This is a genomic window from Dermatophilaceae bacterium Soc4.6 (genome assembly GCA_039889245.1).
GTDB lineage: Bacteria > Actinomycetota > Actinomycetes > Actinomycetales > Dermatophilaceae > Lapillicoccus.
Map to the genome: position 1 here is coordinate 4,242,795 of JAZGVH010000002.1, position 19,497 is coordinate 4,262,291.

Consider the following 19,497-nt stretch of genomic DNA (forward strand, 5'->3'; position numbering starts at 1 on the left):
CCCCTCGGCAAGTCACGATCGTAGGAACGGATACAACATGTCAGCTCTCGTCACGTCCCGTCGGCCCGTGAGGCGGCGGCTGCGACGTACGGTCTCGGTGCTCGTCGCCTCCGCCCTCGGCGTCGGTCTGCTCGTGGTGTCCGCACCGGCGCAGGCGGCCACCAACCGCGTCGACCTGCGGGTCCTCGTCGTCACCGACCGGAGCGTCATGGTCGACGCCCTTGTGGCCCAGCTCGACATCGAGGGCGTGCCGCACACCGACGTCCCCCTGGCCGACCCTGGCCGGGCGACGATCACGCCCGACTTCCTCTCCAGCGGCACCGAGGCCAACTACCAGGCCGTCATCCTGCCGCAGAGCAGCGGAGCAGCCTGGACCTCGGGGGTGACCGGGCTGTCCGGTGCCGAGATGTCGGCCCTCAGCGCCTACGAGACGACGTTCGGCGTCCGTCAGGTCGACGCCGACGAGACCCCCGGCCCGCAGGTCGGTCTGACCTCGTACCAAGGACAGACCTCGCAGACCTGGGCCGGTGGCCTCGACGGGTTCACCGCCACGGCGACCCCGGCCGCCCGGGCGTCGAACTGGGGCTACCTGAACGGGCCCGTGCCCGTCACCGCAGGCACCTACGCGATCCTCTCGACGCCCCTGACGGCTACGTCGACCCCAGCCCTGCCTGCGGGCGCGACCTTCACGCCCCTGGTGACGGTGCCGATCCCCGGTCAGGGCACCTCCGGCACATTGGTCGGCGCCTACGCCGACGGGGTCGAGCAGCTCGTCATCACCGGCGCCTTCTCGGCGGCCCAGCAGCACTTCCGCATGATCGCCCACGGCATCGTCGGCTGGATGACGCGCGGCATCCACTTCGGCTACAACCGGAACTTCTACAGCCAGCAGTTCGACGACGCGTTCAGCTACGACTCCCGCTGGAACGCCCAGTACAACTGCACCCCGGGTGAGGACTGCGCGGCCGCCCTCAATGTGCCGGCGTCCGACATCCGGATGACGGCGGCCGACGTCAGCCACCTCGTCAGCTGGCAGACGGCGAACGACTACCAGCCGACGCTTCCCTTCAACGGCTACTACTCGCAGTTCGACGCGAACGGCAACCCCTGGAACGGCCAGGACCCCCTCACCAACGCGTTCGTCGCCAACAAGACGAGCATCCGGTGGCTCAACCACGGCTACGAGCACATCTTCCAGGGCTGCCAGCAGGACTTCACGACGCTGCCCTGGCACTGCGTCACCACCGACGGCCAGCCCCCGGCGGCGGACGGCAGCAACATCGTCTGGGTCCCGCAGGCCGCGATCTCCCGCGAGATCTCCACCAACATCGCGGTGGGCACCACGCTGGGCCTGCCGTTCGACAAGAGCGAGTACCTCTCGGGTGAGCACTCGGGCCTGTACCTGACCCCCCAGCAGCCGGTCGACAACCCCAACTTCGGGGCCGTCCTCACCGCCAACGGGATCACGTCCATCGGGGCCGACGCCTCGCGTGAGCCGGCCCCACGACAGGTCGGCTCGGCGACGACGGTGCCCCGCCACCCGGTAGCCGTCTACTACAACGTGTCGACCCAGGCCGACGAGGTCGACGAGTACAACTGGATCTACCTCTCCAGCTCCAACGGGGGCAGCGGCTACTGCGACGCCAACCCCGCCACCGCAACCTGCCTCCCGGCTGCGCTCGACCCCGCGACGGGGTTCCACGACTACATCCTGCCCACGGACGTTGCGAACGACCTGGGGTTCATCCTCTCCAACGACCCGAGGCCCTTCTACGCCCACGTGGCGAACCTGACGGGGCTGGACTACCTCGGCCTGTCGCTCATGTCGTCGATCCTGTCGACCTACCGGGCCGCCTACACGACCTCGGCCCCTCTGCTCAACCTCACCCTCACGCAGGCGGCGGCCCAGCTGGGCTACCAGTCGGCCTGGGCCAGCACGGGGATGACCGCCGGGTCGGCCGTGAGCGGCTACGTCCAGGACGGGCTCGTGACGATCAGCAACCCGACCACCGCAGCCGCGCCCGTGACCGTCCCCGTGGGCACCACGGTCGTCGGGGGTGCCGCCTTTGGGAGCGCCTACGGCGGCGAGTCCTCGGCCTGGGTCTCCGGCAGCACCACGCTGGCCGCCCCGGTCCCGGCGTTCACCAGTCCGTCTTCCGCGAGCGTCAAGGTCGGTGTCGCCGCCACCGTGCCGGTCGTGGCCTCAGGTGCCCAGACGGTCACTGAAACGGGCGCCCTCCCGAGCGGGATGTTGTTCTCCGACAACGGGAACGGCCGGGCCACCTTGACGGGTACCCCGACCGCGGGGACGGGCGGCTCCTACCCGCTCACCTTCACGGCGACCAACGAGTTCGGCACCACGGTGCAGGCGTTCACCTTGACGGTGGTCGAGAAGCTGTCCATCACCAGCCCCCGGACCGCCACCTTCACGACGTCGACACCCGGCTCGTTCACCATCACAGCGGTCGGCAGCCCCGTACCGCTGGTGGCTCTGGTCGGGATCCTGCCGCAGGGTCTCACCTTCTCGGCGACCGGCGGTGGGCAGGCGACGCTGTCGGGGACACCCGGCGCCGGCGCCGGGGGCCAATACCCCGTCAGCGTGACGGCGACCAACGCCGCGGGAGCGGTCACCCAGTCGTTGACGATCGTGGTCCAGCAACCGCCGGCCTTCACCAGCGCGGACACCGCCACGCTGACGGTCGGCAAGTCGCGCACGACGATACTCAAGACGAGTGGCTACCCCGCGCCGGTAGTGGCCCTGACGGGGGCGCTGCCCCAGGGTCTGACCTTCACCCCCCGGTCGGGTGGGTCGGCGGTGATCAAGGGGACTCCCGCCGCCGGTACGGCGGGCACCTACCCGCTCACGCTGACCGCCACGAACGCGGCGGGCACCGCCACGCAGGCTTTCACCCTCACCGTGCAGGCGGCGCCGACGTTGACCACCCCCTCGAGCGTGACGGTGACGGCCAACACGGCGTTCTCCATCGGTGTCACGGCGGTCGGGACACCCACCCCGACCGTCAGCCTCCGGTCGAGGCTGCCCTCGGACGTCACCTTCACGGCCCAGCCGGACGGCACGGCGACCCTCTCGGGCATCTTAGGCACCAGTGGCAGCCTGACAGTGAGGTTGCGAGCCACCAGCTCGGGAGGTACCGCCAACCAGAGCCTGGTCATTACGGTCGCGTGACCGGGGACCGGGCTCAGGGGATGCTGAGTCGGGCGTCCCCCAGACGATGGGTGAGGGGACCGCGGCGAGGCGGTCCCCTCACCGTCACGGTCGCGACCCTGGCCGCCGTGGCCTGCCTCAGCGCCTGCAGCGTCGAAACCACCGCGACGACCACCGGGGGTCCCTTCGGAGCCGCCCCGCCCGGGTCGGCCACCGCAGCCCCGTCGGCGAGCCGGCCGGGCAACACCTCGGTCCCGACCGCGGCGAGGTGGCAACCCCGCCGCGGCACGACCTGGCAGTGGCAGCTGTCCGGCCCGATCCAGACCTCTGTCGACGCGCAGGTGTACGACGTCGATCTCGTCGACACCCCGGCGTCGACGGTCGCCTCGCTGCACCGGGACGGTCGACGGGTGGTTTGCTACCTCAGCGCGGGGTCGTGGGAGCCGGGTCGCCCCGACTCTGCGCTCTTCCCCACGTCGGTCCGAGGCTCGGCCGTCCCGGGCTGGGACGAGCGCTGGCTCGACATCCGTCAGCTCTCGGTGCTGGGACCGATCATGGCCGCCCGGATGGACCTGTGCGCCGCCAAGGGTTTCGACGGCGTCGAGGCCGACCTCGTCGACGGCTACGCCTCCACCACGGGCTTCCCGCTCACCGCGGACGACCAGCTCACCTACGACCGGATGCTGGCCCGGATGGCCCACGAGCGGGGCCTCGCCATCGGGCTCAAGAACGACCTCGACCAGGTGGCCGCCCTCGAGCCCGTCTACGACTTCGCCGTCAACGAGCAGTGCGTGCAGTACGACGAGTGCGACCGCCTCGCCCCGTTCCTCGACGCCGACAAGGCGGTCTTCCACGCGGAGTACGACCTGAGCACCGCGCAGTTCTGCCCGACCTCGCAACGGCTGGGCCTGTCGTCCGTGCGCAAGGAGCTCGAGCTGGGCCCCTGGCGTCAGACCTGCTGAGCGGCGGTCAGCAGGCCTCGCGCCACGCGTCGAGACGCAGGTACTTCTTCGTCGACGAGAACCCGAGGCTCTTCATCGTCGGGCAGAACGAGCTCGTGGTGCCCTTGTACTCCGTCTCGAGCACGGCCTTGCCCGCGGCGACGAATGGCGAGTAGGTCGCACACTCCTTGTACTGGAAGCATTGCTCGACGATGGCGAAGTCGAAGAACGGCTGCAGGGCCACGACCTGCTCGGCGTCGTTCTTCAGGGCTGCACCGAGCCCGTAGCGGTGGGCCACCGCGGCCAGCGCCTTGTTGTAGGTCAGCTGGTCGGCCCCCGTGAGCGGGAAGCCGGTCTTGTTGGTGTACCCGTCGGCGACGTCGAACTCCATGGCGTCGAACCCCTTGGCCACACAGGTCTGGACCCGCTTCTCCATGAGGGGGACGAGGATGCCCGTCTGGCGGATGTCGAGCCAGCGCTCGTCCGGCCACCCCGCCATCGTGTTGCCCTTGACGATGTCAGGGAAGCTCGCGGCGTCGCTGCGGTAGTTCTCCCAGCCACCCGCGTCGATGTAGCAGATGACCTTGGCCCCGGCCGCGTGCAGCGTGGCGACGGTGGCCGCGGTGTTGGCGTCCCCGTCGATGTCGTAGACCGGAACGGAGACCGTCGTGTCCACTTTGCCGGACAGCTGCCACTGCCACGTGGTCCCCTGGGCGGGAGACCACCAGGACGAAGGCGGCGGCGTCAGGGTGCTAGTGGGTGTGGGCGAGGAGGTCGTCGTCGTGGTGCCGGTCGGCGTAGGCGAGGGGGAGGTGGTCGGGACCATCGGCGCCGAGTCCGTGGACCATGCACCGGCCGTGGACGTGTTCTCGGCGCGGACCCGGAAGACGTAGATCTGGCCGTTGGTGAGGCCCGAGTACGTCCGGTGGGTCACGGCGGTGCCCGTGTAGGCGTTCCCGCTCCACGAGGACCCGCCGTTCGTGGAGTATTGCGTGTGGTACTCGCCGATGGTGAACCCGGCCGAGGCCGGCGCCGTCCAGTCCAGCCCCACCGACGCCGCGCCCGTCGTCCCGTTCAGCCCGGTGGGAGCCGACGGGGTCGACCCCCCCGCATGGGCCGACCCGACCCACGGTCCGACCACCAGGAGCAGGACACCACCCGCCACCATCGCGAGGCTGCGCCGTCTCTGGCTCGGGGCGACCCCGTCCAGGGACATCTCGCGCGGTGCACGCGGGGCGGTCTCGGCGAGGGCCTGCTCCCGGGTCACCGACGGTACGGCCGTGACGTCCCACCCCTGGCCAGGAGTCTCGGCGAGCGTCCACACCCGCACGTCGGTCTCGACCCAGGGCAGCTTCAGCCGCAGCTGGGTGACCTGCGTCGGCAGCAGCACCAGCCGCAGGCTCCGGTGGCCACGCCAGGCCAGCCCGCTCGCGAGCACCTCGGCGGCGGCGCGAGCCGGCGCTCCGGGAACGGCGACCGCGACCAGCACGTCGTCGTCCGCGTCGTGGAACCAGTGAGCAAAGCTGCTCATCCGCTGCAGCCTGAACGGCGCCGGTGCGGAGGAGAGCAGACTGGTGGCGACGCGCAGCGCCACGACGTCGAAGGGGCTGGGGGAGGTTGTCATGACGGGTAGTTTGCCCGTTTTATACCAATTAGTACACCCCCGAACAGCCACTTCGGAGCCCGCACCGCCGACCGAGATGAGGGAATCTGCCATCTCTCCACCCTTGGCTGGTCTCGCGTTGACCCAGCATCGAGGCTCACGGGCGAAGGGTCTAGGGGGCGGGGTGGCGACTTCGATGCTGCGCCGGGGACCCCCGGGGCGGCAGAGGCATCCCCCTCACATCCTGCTCTGGCCTGCCGATGTCGAGTCCACGGGAGGTAGTCGTGAGGTCGGATCGGAGAACTGGTGTGACACAGCCGCAGCGTCGTTCGGCACGGATGGCCGTGCTCGTCGGGTTTGTCATCCTCTACGTCGTCGCCACCTACCTCGGGCGGGCGGCCCGCCCCTCAGGCGGCCAGGTCGCACTCGTGTGGCCGGCCGCGGGTATGGGGGTCTGGTTCCTGCTCTGGGCCAGGGGCCGGACCGAGCGCGGGCTCGCGGCCCTCTCTGTGTGCGCCGTGGTGTTGTGCGTCAACCTGGCCACCGGTAGCCCATGGGAGGCGAGCGCGGCCTACGCCGTGATCAACGCGGGTCACGCCGTGCTCGGGATGCTGTTGGTGCACCGGCTGCTGCCGCGAGAGCGGGGCCTGCGCGAGCCCGGCGACGTCCTGCGGCTGCTGCTGGTGGCCCTGGTGGCCGGTGCGGCGAGCGGGCTGGCCTCAGCCCTCGTCGCCGCCGGGCTGCTGGACCAACCCTTCTGGAGCATGCTGCTGCTGATCGTGGGACGCAACGGTGCCACGACCTTCGTCGTGATCGCCGTCGTCCTGTCCATGTCGGGCCCGCACCGGGCGGCCGATCTCCTCTCCTCCGACCGGGTGCTCGAGCTCTCGCTGGGCGTCGCCGTCTCGCTCGGGGTCTACCTGCTCGTCTTCGTCTGGAATCCGACCCACCTGCCGATCCTGTTCCTGGCTCTGGCGATCTCGGTGTGGGCCGGCACCCGGCTCGGCGTGCCGAGGGTCGCCGCGCTGAGTCTCCTGCTGTCCGGCGTCGCCATCGTGTCGACCGTCGCGGGTCACGGCACCCTGGCCGGGGTCGAGGTCGTGCAGACGCGGGCGCTGCTGGTGCAGGCCTTCACCGTGCTGGTCTTCGTCGTCGGCCTGAGCCTCGCCACGCTCCAGCTCTCCAAGGACGAGGTCTCGGCCCGGCTCGCGTCCTCGTTGACCAGGCTGAAGAACGTCGGTGACTCGGCGCTGGTCAGCACGGCCGTCGTGGTGAGGGGGGTGGACGGCGGGTGGTCGCTGACCGAGCCCAACCCGGCGATGGTCCGGCTCCTGGGTCTGGACCCCTCCGGCATGCGGTGGCGCGAGGTGTGCCACCCGGACGACGCCCCGACCGTCCGGGACGCCATCGAGGCCATCGCCTGCGGAGACGCGGCCAGCTGGGAGGGAGAGGTCAGGCACAGCCAGCCCCACGGTGGCTGGCTGTGGACCCAGCTGCACGTGTCCGCGCTACCTGGGGTGGACGGGACCACGGCCGTCGTCGCGCAGCTGCTCGACATCTCGGGTCGTCGCTCCTCGCAGGACGAGCTCCTGCGGATGGCGCACCACGACACCCTGACCGGGCTACCCAACCGCTCTCGCCTCCACACCGAGCTGGACCGGCTCCTCCAGCAACCGGGCGACGCCGGTGTGGCCGTGCTGTTCCTCGACCTCGACCGGTTCAAGAGCGTGAACGACACCTACGGTCACGCGGCCGGCGACCGGGTGCTCGTGCAGGTCGCCCGTGCGCTCGAGGGGGCGCTGCGTCCGGGTGACCTCGTCGCCCGCCTCGGTGGGGACGAGTTCGTCGTCTGCTGTCCGGGCGTCGTCGACCTCGAGCACGCACGCGTGCTCGTGGCGCGGCTGGCCGAGGCGCTCAGCCCGGCTCTGCTGCTGGAGGGAGCCGATGTCGGGCTCGACGTGAGCATCGGGGTGTCGCTGTCCGGCGGTGAGCAGGACGCCAGTGCAGTGCTGCGCCGCTCCGACGAGGCGATGTACGAGGTGAAGCAGCGCGCGAGGTCGCCCTTCGAGGAGGCGTCCACGCTGGTGCTCACCTACCTGCATCGGACGTTGCCGTTGTCGTTGTGGGCGGTGACCCGGGTCGAGAACGACCGCCAGACCTACCTGTATCTGGAGGAGAACGGCTACGGTCTGCAGCGTGGTGGGTCCCACGACTGGGAGAGCAGCTACTGCGTCCACATGGCTGCCGGTCGCACCCCCGCCATCGCCCCGGACGCCCAGGCTGTCCCGCAGTACGCGCGGGCCGGGGTCAACGACGCGGTGACGATCGGGACCTACGCCGGCGTGCCGATCCGCGAGCCCGATGGCACGGTCTTCGGCGCCATCTGCGGAATGGACCCCGAGCGGCGCACCGACGACGCGGCGCTCGCGGCGGCCGGACCGGTGATGGAGCTGCTGGGGCAGCTGTTGACGATGTCGCTGAGCAGCGAGCGGCAGCGGGCCCAGATCGCCGCGGAGCGGCTGGCCGACCAGGTGAGGGACGAGACGGACCCGCTCACCGGGCTGCCCAACCGACGGGCCTGGGAGCGAACCCTCCAGCAGGAGGCGAAGCTCTTTGCCTCCGTCGCCGACCCGACGGTCATCGCCATCGTCCAGCTCGAGGGGCCGGAGGACACGGCCGACCGCCCGGGTCAGCAGGTCGGGGGCGACCACGTCCGCCGGGCCGCGCAGGCGCTCCTGTCCGTGCTGCGGGAGTGCGACGAGGTGGCCAGACTGCGCGGGGACGAGTTCGGCATCCTGCTGCGCGGCTGCACCGAGGTCGCCGCGGCCGAGACGGTCTCGCGCCTCCACACCTGCTTGGAGCTCGAGCAGGTCGAGGGCTCGGTCGGCTGGGCCTCGGCCTCCGTCGTGCACGGCCTGCCGGCGGCATTGGAGGACGCGGACCAGGCGATGCGCGTGGCCAGGGCCGAAAGGCGGGCACGACGACAACAGGCCGCCGGCGTCGGCTGAAGCGGACAGCGTCGCGTGGACGTCAGCGCAGGGGGAGGGCGGGCTCCAGCCACCACGGGCCGGGCATGACCTCGACGCGCACGACCCACTTGACCCAGTGGTGACCGCGGCGGCCAGGGACCACGAGCCGCGCCGGGGCCCCGTGCCCGGTGCGCAGCGGTTCGCCGCCGAGTGAGGTGGCGAGCACCAGGTCGTCGGTGAGGGGGAGCCTGCGCGAGTAGCCGGTGGCGCTCGTGACGAGCACCGTCCCGGTGGTCCCGGGTGGCAGGAGCCGTGAGAGCCGGGCTCCGCCCCAGGTCTGCGCAGTCCACCAGCCGCCGGTGCAGTCGAGCACGGCGCTGACGCGGTCGTCGGTCAGCCCACTGGAGTCCAGCTCGTCCAGGGACCAGGACCGCCGGCTCTGGCCAGAGACCACGGTGACCCGCCAGCTCGCGCGGTCGAGGGCCGGCGGGGTGTCGAGCAGCCACGACGTGGCCGGGATCGCGTCGACGTCGCTCGAGGCCAGGCGGAAGGACCCGGTCGCGCGGCGGGTGCCGGCGGAGGCGAGGGTGGCACCGGCCACCGTCACGACGCCGGCCGCTGCGCCCCCCGCCAGGGCCAGAGCGCCCGCCCGCAACACGGTGCGCCGGGACAGGTCGGTGCGTCGCACGCGCACCCGGCGGTCTCGCGCGTGGGCCAGGGTCAGCAGCACGGCGACGAGCCCGGCCCCCACGTGTGCCTGCAGCACCGTGACGGGCAGGGTGTCGGCGAGCACCCCGAGGACGTGCAGCAGGCCTGTCGTCAGCGCGAGCAGGACGACGACTCCCAGCACCACGGACCCGGCCCGTCCTGGGCGGGCCCGCCGGAGCCCGCGCTGGACGACGGTCGACTTCCAAGGCACCAGGGCGAGGACGGCCAGGGCACTGGCCCCGTGCACGAGCGCCGCGGGGACGGCCCCGGCGTCGCCGACGACGAAGGCCCCGAAGCCGGTCAGCGCTGCGAGGGGCACGAGCCAGAGCAGTGCGAGGTTGCTCCAGCGGCCCATCCCCACACGGTAGGTCACCACGCCGGGCGGCGCGCGCGCGCCCGCCCTAGCGTATGAAGCGGGGCCGGATTGATTGCTTGTGACGCAACACACTATTTCGATGTGGAAGGTTTCGTCTCGAAATTCGTTGTACCTATCGAGGCCCGAAGAGTCCACTCCGGTCCCGTCCACCACCTCATCGCCAAGAAGCAGCTGATCACGTGCGCCACCTCGTCCGCATCCCGTCCTTCCTCCGTCCTCGCCGCACGTCGGCCTGGTCACCGAACCCCACGCCCACCAAGGCCCCCGTGCCCTACCGCGACCCGATGCTGCGCATCTTCTGACCTACGGTGGTGCCATGCGCCTGACCCACCTCGGCCACGCCTGCCTCCTCGTCGAGGTGGGATCGACCCGTCTGCTGATCGACCCCGGCACCTTCAGTGCCGGTTTCGACGAGCTGACGGGTCTCGACGCGGTCATCGCGACCCACCAGCACGCCGACCACCTCGACCGGGACCGGGTGGGCGGGCTGCTGGGGGCCAACCCCGGTGCCGTGGTCCTCGCCGACCCTGAGACGGTCGCCCTGCTCGCTGCCGACGGAATCACGTCCGCTCGTGCCCTCGTCGAGGGTGAGCAGCTCACGGTGGGGGACGTCACCCTGCACCCCGTGGGTGAGAGGCATGCTGTCAACCACGACGGCGTCCTGCGCTGCACCAACGTCGGGGTCGTGGTGCGCGCGGCGGGCGAGCCCAGCCTCTACCACCCGGGCGACGCCTACGACGGCGAGCCCGGCGACGTGGACGTGCTGGCCGTGCCGGTCAACGGACCGTGGTGCAAGGTCAGCGAGTCCATCGACTTCGTCCGGCGCGTCGCACCGCGGGTCGTCACTCCCATCCACCAGGCACTGCTCAGCCCGGCCGGGTGCAGTCTCTACCTGCACCACATCCTGACCTGGGGCGGCGACGGGCTCGAGCTGCTCGACCTCGGCGACGGTCTCGCCCACGAGGTCTGACGTCGTCGCCGGGGCGTCGTCAGCGGTGGTCGTCCTTGACCGTGTGCAGCGGGGTCGGGCGCGTCGGCTTGAAGGTGCCGGCCGCTTCGGACGCCAGCCTGGCCGCACCGATGATGCCCGCCTTGTTCTCCAGCAGGGCCGGGATGATCGGGGTCCGCAGCCTCAGCAGGTGGAGGAACTGGTCGGCGTCCTTGGAGATCCCACCCCCGACGACGAAGAGGTCGGGGGAGAAGAGGGCCTCCACGACCTCGTAGTAGCGCTGCAGCCGCAGGGCGTAGTCCTCGTAGCTCATACCGAGCCGGTCCTTGACCGACGAGGCCGCCTCCTTCTCGGCATCCTTGCCGTCGATCTCGAGGTGGCCGAGCTCGCTGTTGGGCACCAGCAGGTTGTTGTAGAGGATGGCACTGCCGATGCCAGTGCCCAGGGTCGTGAGGATGACCAGGCCGTTCTCGTTCTTGGCGGCGCCGTAGTGCAGCTCGCCGTAGCCCGCGGCGTCGGCGTCGTTGACGAGGGTGACCTCGCGCCCGAGCGCCTTCGACATCGCCTTCTCACCCTCGAAGTCGATCCACGCCTGGTCGATGTTGGCCGCCGAGCGGACGGTGCCGTGGGTGACGACCGCGGGCACGGTCACCCCGATGGGCGCATCGCCCACCTGGTCGGCGAAGTGCTCGACGAGCTGGGCGATGACCTCGATGACGGCCTCGGGCGTGGCCGGCTGCGGGGTGTCCACCCGTTTGCGCTTCGCGGCGAACGACCCCTTCTCGAGGTCGACCGGTGCAGCCTTGATGCCGCTGCCGCCGACATCGATGCCGAGAGGGAATCCGCGCTTGGAGGTCTTGCTGCTCATGGGTCAGCCTTGTCTGCCGTGGGTCCGACGGGTGGGGTGGGCGATCAGGGGAGGGTGAGGATCTCGGGGCCGTCCTCCGTCACGAGGAGGGTGTGCTCGAACTGGGCTGAGCGGCGGCGGTCCTTCGTCACGACGGTCCATCCGTCGTCCCACATCTCCCAGTCGGGTGAGCCGAGGTTGAGCATGGGCTCGACCGTGAAGGTCATGCCGACCTCGATCACGGTGTCGTAGGCCGGGGCCGAGTCGTAGTGCGGGATGATGAGACCGCTGTGGAAGGTGGAACCGATGCCGTGCCCGGTGTAGTCGCGCACGACACCGTAGCCGAAGCGCCGGGCGTAGGACTCGATGACCCGGCCGATCACGTTGACCTCGCGACCTGCGCGAGCAGCCTTGATACCACGCATCATCGCCTCGCGGGTGCGCTCGACCAGCAGTCGCGACTCCTCGTCGACGTCGCCGCAGAGATAGGTCGCGTCGGTGTCGCCGTGCACGCCGTCGACGAAGGCCGTGAGGTCGATGTTGACGATGTCGCCGTCCTCGAGCCGGCGCGCGTCGGGGATGCCGTGGCAGATGACCTCGTTGACCGAGGTGCACAGCGACTTGGGGAAGCCCCGGTAGCCGAGGGTGGAGGGGTAGGCGCCGTGGTCCAGCAGGAACTCGTGACCGACGCGGTCGATCTCCTCGGTCGTCACCCCGGGGGCGATGACCGACGCGGCGGCCGCCATGGCCTGGGCCGCGATCCGTCCGGCGGCCCGCATCTTGTCGATGGTCTCCGCGTCCTTGACCTCGGCACCCGTGAAGGGGGCGGGCGCGGGGCGACCGACATACTCCGGACGCGCGATCGTCCGTGGCACCGGGCGCAGGGGGGAGACGTCGGCGGGGGCGACGCTTGCGTATGTGACCGGCATACGGTGGAGTCTAGGAGGCGGGACCCCCACGACGAAGGAGATGCGCGTGCAGTACTGGTACAACGTCGACAGCGGCGAGGTCGAGAGCGACGAGACCAAGAGCCAGGGGGCACAGGTCATGGGTCCCTACCCCACGGCCGACGACGCCGGGCGTGCCCTGCAGAGTGCCCGCGAGCGCACCGAGCAGTGGGACGCCGACGACCGCGAGTGGGGCGCTGCCGGGAGCACCAAGGGCTGACCCTCGTCAGCTCACGAGACCGTGGGTTCGTGCTCGGCACGCACCCGGCGCTCGTGCACGGCATACGGGTCGGTGCGCTGGTCGTAGGACCAGAAGCCGCGTAGCCAGGCGGCGGTGGCACCCACCCCCACGACGCACAGGATCCCACCCGAGACGATCGACTGACGCACGCCGAAGCGGTCGGCCACGAGCCCCGAGCGCACCTGCCCGCCGAGGGGACCAACCGAGTAGGACAGCATCTCGATGCCGGCGAGCCGCCCACGCATCGAGTCGGGGATGGTCTGGTGCCAGATGGTGCCGCGGAAGATGCCGCTGAGCTCGTCGAAGGCACCGCCGAGGGCGAAGCCGAGCAGCACCACGACCGGGTGGTCAGTCGTGCCGGCGAGCGCGATCGCCGCCCCCCAGCCGATGGCCGCGAGGACGACGGCTCGGCCGTGGTGGTGGACCCGGGTGGTCCACCCTGAGGTCAGGGCCGCCAGCAGCCCGCCCACCGTCTCGACGGAGTAGAGCAGTCCCAGCAGACCGGGCTGGCGCAGCACGTCCTGCGCGAGAGCCGGAAAGAGCACGGTCGGCAGCGCGAGGAACATCGCGACCAGGTCGATCACGTAGGTACCGAGCAGGTCGGGGCGGCGGACGGCATAGGTGATGCCCTCGCGGATGCCGCGCAGGCTGGGGGGCTCCGAGTCCTCGAGCGGGGGGTAGGGCCGCAACAGCGCGAACAGCGCACAGGCGCAGAGGAGCCCACCGACGTCGACCACGAAGCACCACGCGACCCCGGCCGTCGCCACGAGGAGACCGCCGATCGCCGGACCGACGAGCATGCCGGTCTGCATGCCGACCGACGACATCGCGACCGCGGCCGTCAGCTCGTCGTGGCGCACGGTGCGGGGGAGCAGCGCCTCGCGTGACGGCCGCTGCAACGACTGGGCCGCCGACAGCAGCGCGGCGATGACGAACACCACCCACACCTGGGGTCGGGGCAGCAGGGCGTTGACGACCAGGACCGCGGTCAGCACGGCCTGAGCGAGGCCGGTCGAGAGCACCAGCGTCCGACGGTCGACGTGGTCGGCCAGGGCCCCGCCCCACAGGCCGAAGACGACGAGGGGCACGAGCTCGACGAGGCCGACCGCGCCGACGACGAGGTTGGAGCCGGTGAGCTGGTAGAGCTGGTAGGGCAAGGCGACGTAGCTGACCATGCCGCCGAGGTAGAAGACGGTGCCGGCCAGGAAGAGGAGCCGGAAGTCGCGCGAGGACCGCCACGGGGTGACGTCCAGGGCCACCCGCCGGAGAAGGTCGTGCACCTGACCAGTCTGCCAGCAGAAGAGCGCCGGATCGACGCGTTAGCGGCGACCCACGGCACCGTGGTCGAGGCCATCCGGGCCAAGGCACCGCGAGGCAGGTGCTCCAGGTGGTCAGGGCCGGCTGAGGACCGAGGCTGGCTTCCCTGTGTGAGGGCCCGGGCGGATAGTGCCGCGGCGTGAGCACCGTGCTCGTCGAGCCAGGCCGCACCGTGCGGGTCCGTGCGGGTCCGTGCGGGTCCTCACGATCTGAGCGACCCACCTGCGGCTACGTGTCGAAGGTGTGCTCGGGGCCGGGGAAGGAGCCTGTCGCCACGTCGGCGGCATACGCACTGGCAGCGTCGCGCAGTGTCGACCGCAGGTCGGCGTAGCGCTTGACGAAACGTGGGCCACCAGGACCGGTGAGGCCGGCCATGTCCTGCCACACCAGCACCTGGGCGTCGCAGCCGTTGCCGGCGCCGATCCCGATCGTGGGAATGGACAGCGCGGCGGTGACCTCCTGCGCCGCGGGGGCGGGCACCATCTCGAGGACGACGGCAAAGGCTCCGGCAGCCTCGAGGGCCCGGGCGTCGGCGACCAGCCGCTCGGCACCGGAGCCGCGACCCTGCACCTTGTAGCCGCCGAGGGTGTGCTCGCTCTGCGGGGTGAAGCCGAGGTGGGCCATGACGGGGATCCCGAGGCGCACGAGCAGCTGCACGGTCGGCACCATGTCGACCCCGCCCTCGAGCTTGACCGCGTGGGCCAGCCCCTCCTTCATGAAGCGCACGGCGGTGGCGGCGCCCTGCTCAGGGGTGGACCCGTAGGACCCGAAGGGGAGGTCGGCCACCACGAGGGCCCGGGCTGCCGACCGAGCAACCGCCCGTACCAGCGGAATCAGCTCGTCGCTGGTGACGGGCACGGTGCTCGCGTAGCCCAGCACCGTGTTGGCCGCCGAGTCTCCGACCAGGAGCACGGGGATCCCGGCCTCGTCGAAGATCTCGGCCGAGTAGCGGTCGTAGGCGGTGAGCATCGCCCACCGCCGACCCTCGGTCTTCCAGCGCTGCAGCAGCGGTAGGCGCACGCGTCCGGTCGCCGGCGGTGTGGGATAGGGGGACTGCTCGTCGTCGCTCATCGATGGTCGTCCTCGCGCTCGCGCCAGCGGCTCGTGATGGGTAGCCGTCGGTCCTTGCCGAAGGCCAGGGGTGAGATCTTGGGGCCGGGGGCGAACTGCCGTCGCTTCCACTCGGCGCGGTCGACCAGCAGGATGACGCGGTCGACCGTCTCGGGGTCGAAGCCGTCGGCGATCAGCTGGTCGCGGCCGTGGGCCACCCCGACGTAGCCGGCGAGGATCGCGTCGAGCACCTCGTAGGGAGGTAGGGAGTCCTGGTCGGTCTGGTCGGGGCGCAGCTCCGCCGAGGGTGGCTTGGTGATGGTCGACTCGGGGATCGGGGGGCTCTGACCGTGCTCGACGGCATACCGGTTGCGCCACCGCGCCAGCTCCCAGACCAGGGTCTTGGGCACGTCCTTGATCGGCGCGTAGCCGCCGACGCTGTCGCCGTAGATCGTGGAGTAGCCCACCGAGACCTCGGACTTGTTGCTGTTGGCCAGCACCAGCGGTCCCTCGGCGTTGCTGATCGCCATCCAGATGACGCCGCGCACCCGCGCCTGGAGGTTCTCCTCGGCCACACCGGTCAGGGCCAGGCCCTCGACGAAGGGGCTGACCATCGGCTCGATGGGCACGACGCGGTAGTCGGCGCCGAGGTTCTCGCACAGCTGCTGTGCGTCGTCCTTGCTGCCCTGGGAGGAGTACTTGCTCGGGTTGCTGATGCCGATGACGTTCTCGCCGCCGAGCACGTCGGCGGCGAGCGTGGCCACGACGGTCGAGTCGATCCCGCCGGAGACCCCGAGCAGCACCTTGCCGAAGCCGTTCTTGCGCACGTAGTCGTGGAGCCCGAGACCGACCGCCCGCCAGACCTCCTCGACCGGGTCGAGCCTCGGGTAGATGCGCGCGGGCAGCGGCTCGTAGGGCGCGAGGGCCTCCTCGCTGACGACGACGTGGGCGACGCCGGCGGGCAGCACCTCGCCGTCGACGGTCGAGGAGTGGAGGTCGAGGTCGACGACGACGAGGTCCTCGACGAACTGCGGGCCACGGGCGATCAGCTCACCGTCGCGGCCGACCACCATCGAGTCACCGTCGAAGACGAGCTCGTCCTGCCCCCCGACCGTGTTGAGGTAGGCCAGCGCGCAGCCGGCCTCACCCGCACGGCGGGCCACCAGCTGAAGCCGGGTGTCGTTCTTCTCCCGCTCGTAGGGCGAGCCGTTGATCACCAGGAGCAGCTCGGCGCCTGCCGCGCGGGTCTGCGCGACGGGACCGCCCTCCTGCCAGAGGTCCTCGCAGATCGCGATGGCCACGTCGACCCCACGCACCCGCACGACCGTGAGCGTCTCGCCGGGAGCGAAGATGCGGTACTCGTCGAAGACCCCGTAGTTGGGCAGGTGGTGCTTGGCGTAGCGGGCCACGACTTCGCCGCCCACGAGCACGGCGGCGCAGTTCTGGGGCAGGGTGCGGCTGGGATCGCGGTCGCGGTCGCCGTAGGGGCGGGCGTCGACCGCGGTGTCGAGATAGCCCACGACGACCGGCAGGTCGCCGTGGCCGTCACCGGCGAGGGCGACGGCCAGCGCACCCAGGGCCTGCTGAGAGGCCCGCACGAACGACGACCGCAGGGCGAGGTCCTCGACGGGGTAGCCGGTCAGGACCATCTCGGGGAAGGCCACGAGGTGCGCGCCCGCTGCGGCTGCCTCGGCCACCCGCCCGCGGATCATGGCGGCGTTGCCCTCGAGGTCGCCCACCGTGGGGTTGACCTGGGCCATCGCGAGCCGCAGCTGTGCCATGCACCGGAGCCTATCTGCGGGCCCCGGCGGGCGGTCGACCGGTGCGGACGGGCTGGGCTGGTGTCCGGACGGGTAGGAATAGCCCGTGAACAGCGTGCCCATCATGTCCGTCATGCCTCCCCCGACACCTCCGCACATCGACGGCTTCGTCCACGTGCGGGGGGCCAGCGTGCACAACCTGCGTGACATCGACGTCGACCTGCCGCGCGACGCGCTCGTCGCCTTCACGGGGGTGTCCGGTTCGGGCAAGTCGTCGCTGGCCTTCGGCACGCTGTATGCCGAGGCGCAGCGTCGCTACGTCGAGTCGGTCGCCCCGTACGCACGGCGACTGCTGCAGCAGGTGGCTGCGCCGCACGTGCGGGAGATCACCGGGCTGCCGCCGGCTGTCGCGCTGCAGCAGCGACGTGGTGCGCCGAGCTCGCGCTCGACCGTCGGCACCATCACGACGCTGTCCAACCTGATGCGCATGCTCTACTCACGGGCCGGCACCTACCCGCCGGGCGCGGGGCACCTCGCGGCCGAGGCCTTCTCGCCCAACACGGCGGTCGGCGCCTGCCCCGAGTGCCACGGCCTCGGGGTCGTGCACGACGTCGCCGAGGACCTCCTGGTCCCAGACCCCTCGTTGAGCATCCGTGACGGAGCGGTGGCGGCCTGGCCGGGCGCCTGGCAGGGGGCCAACCTGCGCCGCATCGTCGCCACCCTCGGCATCGACGTCGACCGTCCGTGGCGCGAGCTCTCTCGGGAGGACCGCGACTGGGTGCTCTACACCGACGAGCAGCCGTCGGTCCTGGTCACCCGACGCGGCGAGCGCGACGACTCGACCGGCCGCGACTACCACGGGACCTTCTGGAGCGCCCGCAAGCACGTGCACCACGTGCTGGCCGACTCGGGGAGCCCGACGATGCGCGCACGCGCGTTGCGCTTCGTGCGCACCGAGCCCTGTCGGCCGTGCCGCGGCAGCGGGCTGACGCGGCAGGCCCTCGAGGTCACCTACGCAGGGCTCGCGATCGACGAGATCAACGCGATGCCCTTCACCGAGCTGGCGAGCCTGCTGGGTGGGTCGGCAGACAGCCGGGCGAGCGAGGCGGCCACCGTCCTCAGCTCGGACCTCGTGACGCGGCTCGAGGTGCTGGTCGACCTGGGTCTCGGCTATCTCGGGCTGGGCCGCACCTCGACCACGCTCTCACCCGGCGAGGCCCAGCGACTGCGGATCGCGACCGCTCTGCGCTCGGGTCTCTTCGGCGTGGTCTACGTGCTCGACGAGCCTTCTGCCGGGCTCCACCCGGCCGATGCGGAGCCGCTGCTCGCGGTGCTCGACCGGCTGAGGGCGTCGGGCAACACGCTGTTCGTCGTGGAGCACGACATGGACGTCGTCCGGCGGGCCGACTGGGTGGTCGACATCGGGCCGGCTGCCGGTGAGGGCGGGGGCCGGGTGCTCTACTCCGGGCCGGTCGCGGGGCTCGAGCACGTGGACGAGTCGCCGACCAGCGCCCACCTCTTCGGTCGGGTGCCGCGCCCCCAGCACGACCCGCGCTCACCCGACGGATGGCTGCGAATGCACGACGTCTCACGGCACAACCTCGTGGGCGTCTCGCTCGACGTGCCCCTCCGGGTGATGACGGCGGTCACCGGCGTCTCGGGGTCGGGCAAGTCGACGCTGGTCACCCAGGTCCTCGCCGAGGTCGTGCGCCGGCACCTAGGTCTGACGCGCCATCCCGCTGAGCCAACGGAATCCGACCTCGAGCCGCAGGACGAGAGCGATCCGGCAGTCGACATCGGTGGTGTCTCGGGAATGGAGTCGCTCGAGCGACTCGTCCTGGTCGACCAACGGCCGATCGGGCGCACCCCCCGGTCCAACCTCGCCACCTACACCGGCCTCTTCGACGCCGTCCGTAGTCTGTTCGCCAGCACCGACGAGGCTCGGCGTCGGGGATACGGAGCGGGGCGATTCTCCTTCAACGTCGCCGAGGGACGGTGTGGCACCTGCCAGGGCGAGGGATTCGTCTCGGTCGAGCTGATGTTCCTGCCCGCCACCTACGCGCCCTGCCCCACCTGTCACGGAGCGCGCTACGACCCGCAGACCCTCGAGGTGACCTACGGCGGGCGCTCCGTCGCCGAGGTGCTGGCGATGTCGGTCGACGAGGCTGCGCTCTTCTTCGCCGGTGTTCCCCAGGTGCTGCGCAGCCTGCAGACCCTGCGCGACGTGGGGTTGGGCTACCTGCGGCTCGGGCAGCCGGCGACCGAGCTGAGCGGTGGGGAGGCACAGCGCATCAAGCTGGCCACGGAGCTGCAGCGGGCTCGACGCGGGCACACCCTCTACCTGCTCGACGAGCCGACGACCGGACTGCACCCGGCCGACGTCCTGCTGCTGCTGGAGCAGCTGCATCGGCTCGTCGACGCGGGCAACACCGTCGTGCTCGTCGAGCACGACCTCGACACCGTGGCCACCGCCGACTGGGTGGTCGACCTCGGCCCCGGGGGCGGTGACGCCGGGGGGAGGGTCGTCGCCACCGGCACGCCGTACGACGTCGCGGTCGCCGGAGCCGGGGCGACGGCTCCCTATCTCGCCCGCAGACTGGGCCTCGAGTGAGCCGAGCAGGCC

14 protein-coding genes are annotated in these 19,497 nt (G+C 71.2%); 7 read left to right on the plus strand and 7 right to left on the minus strand.

Annotated features, from left to right (window positions below; genetic code table 11):
• Positions 1–37: 37 nt before the first annotated feature.
• Together V3N99_19880 and V3N99_19885 are read left to right on the plus strand one after the other, a co-directional pair.
• Positions 38–3,187: an Ig domain-containing protein gene (locus V3N99_19880; protein ID MEO3938986.1), complete on the plus strand. Its 3,150-nt coding sequence runs from the start codon at positions 38–40 to the stop codon at positions 3,185–3,187.
• A gap of 107 nt (positions 3,188–3,294) precedes the next feature.
• Positions 3,295–4,128, plus strand: a complete 834-nt coding sequence (locus V3N99_19885) for an endo alpha-1,4 polygalactosaminidase (GenBank protein ID MEO3938987.1) — start codon at positions 3,295–3,297, stop codon at positions 4,126–4,128.
• A 7-nt stretch (positions 4,129–4,135) separates the two neighbouring features.
• Here the strand turns inward: V3N99_19885 and V3N99_19890 are convergent, their stop codons facing one another.
• Positions 4,136–5,731, minus strand: a complete 1,596-nt coding sequence (locus tag V3N99_19890; protein MEO3938988.1) for an endo alpha-1,4 polygalactosaminidase — start codon at positions 5,729–5,731, stop codon at positions 4,136–4,138.
• Positions 5,732–6,018: 287 nt separating this feature from the next.
• On the opposite strand from V3N99_19890, the gene V3N99_19895 reads away from it, so the two are divergent.
• A complete protein-coding gene (locus V3N99_19895; protein ID MEO3938989.1) occupies positions 6,019–8,718 on the plus strand; it encodes a diguanylate cyclase in 2,700 nt (899 codons plus the stop codon).
• 22 nt (positions 8,719–8,740) lie between these two features.
• Here the strand turns inward: V3N99_19895 and V3N99_19900 are convergent, their stop codons facing one another.
• The gene (locus V3N99_19900) at positions 8,741–9,742 is read right to left on the minus strand and encodes a molybdopterin-dependent oxidoreductase (GenBank protein ID MEO3938990.1); all 1,002 of its coding nucleotides are present in this window, start codon (positions 9,740–9,742) and stop codon (positions 8,741–8,743) included.
• A 200-nt stretch (positions 9,743–9,942) separates the two neighbouring features.
• Between V3N99_19900 and V3N99_19905 the strand changes: the two genes are divergently transcribed.
• Positions 9,943–10,065, plus strand: a complete 123-nt coding sequence (locus tag V3N99_19905) for a hypothetical protein (GenBank protein MEO3938991.1) — start codon at positions 9,943–9,945, stop codon at positions 10,063–10,065.
• 14 nt (positions 10,066–10,079) lie between these two features.
• Positions 10,080–10,733: an MBL fold metallo-hydrolase gene (locus V3N99_19910; protein MEO3938992.1), complete on the plus strand. Its 654-nt coding sequence runs from the start codon at positions 10,080–10,082 to the stop codon at positions 10,731–10,733.
• A gap of 19 nt (positions 10,734–10,752) precedes the next feature.
• Here V3N99_19910 and V3N99_19915 read toward each other — a convergent pair whose 3' ends face one another.
• Positions 10,753–11,580 (minus strand): ROK family protein, encoded by an 828-nt coding sequence (locus tag V3N99_19915; protein ID MEO3938993.1) that lies wholly within the window; start codon positions 11,578–11,580, stop codon positions 10,753–10,755.
• A gap of 44 nt (positions 11,581–11,624) precedes the next feature.
• Positions 11,625–12,488 (minus strand): type I methionyl aminopeptidase, encoded by an 864-nt coding sequence (gene map / locus V3N99_19920; protein ID MEO3938994.1) that lies wholly within the window; start codon positions 12,486–12,488, stop codon positions 11,625–11,627.
• Positions 12,489–12,534: 46 nt separating this feature from the next.
• On the opposite strand from map, the gene V3N99_19925 reads away from it, so the two are divergent.
• Entirely contained in the window at positions 12,535–12,726 is a 192-nt protein-coding gene (locus V3N99_19925) for a methionine aminopeptidase (GenBank protein ID MEO3938995.1), read from the plus strand.
• An 11-nt stretch (positions 12,727–12,737) separates the two neighbouring features.
• Here V3N99_19925 and V3N99_19930 read toward each other — a convergent pair whose 3' ends face one another.
• The 3 genes from V3N99_19930 to V3N99_19940 all read right to left on the minus strand — a co-directional run bounded on the left by V3N99_19930 (position 12,738) and on the right by V3N99_19940 (position 16,895).
• The gene (locus V3N99_19930; GenBank protein MEO3938996.1) at positions 12,738–14,027 is read right to left on the minus strand and encodes an MFS transporter; all 1,290 of its coding nucleotides are present in this window, start codon (positions 14,025–14,027) and stop codon (positions 12,738–12,740) included.
• 265 nt (positions 14,028–14,292) lie between these two features.
• Complete coding sequence (gene panB / locus V3N99_19935) at positions 14,293–15,135, minus strand: 3-methyl-2-oxobutanoate hydroxymethyltransferase (GenBank protein MEO3938997.1); 843 nt, start codon at positions 15,133–15,135, stop codon at positions 14,293–14,295.
• Positions 15,132–16,895 (minus strand): NAD+ synthase, encoded by a 1,764-nt coding sequence (locus tag V3N99_19940; GenBank protein ID MEO3938998.1) that lies wholly within the window; start codon positions 16,893–16,895, stop codon positions 15,132–15,134. The genes panB and V3N99_19940 overlap by 4 nt, the downstream gene beginning before the upstream one ends.
• Before the next feature lie 112 nt (positions 16,896–17,007).
• On the opposite strand from V3N99_19940, the gene V3N99_19945 reads away from it, so the two are divergent.
• On the plus strand, positions 17,008–19,485 hold the full coding sequence (locus tag V3N99_19945) for an excinuclease ABC subunit UvrA (GenBank protein ID MEO3938999.1): 2,478 nt from the start codon (positions 17,008–17,010) through the stop codon (positions 19,483–19,485).
• The last annotated feature ends 12 nt before the right edge of the window (positions 19,486–19,497 follow it).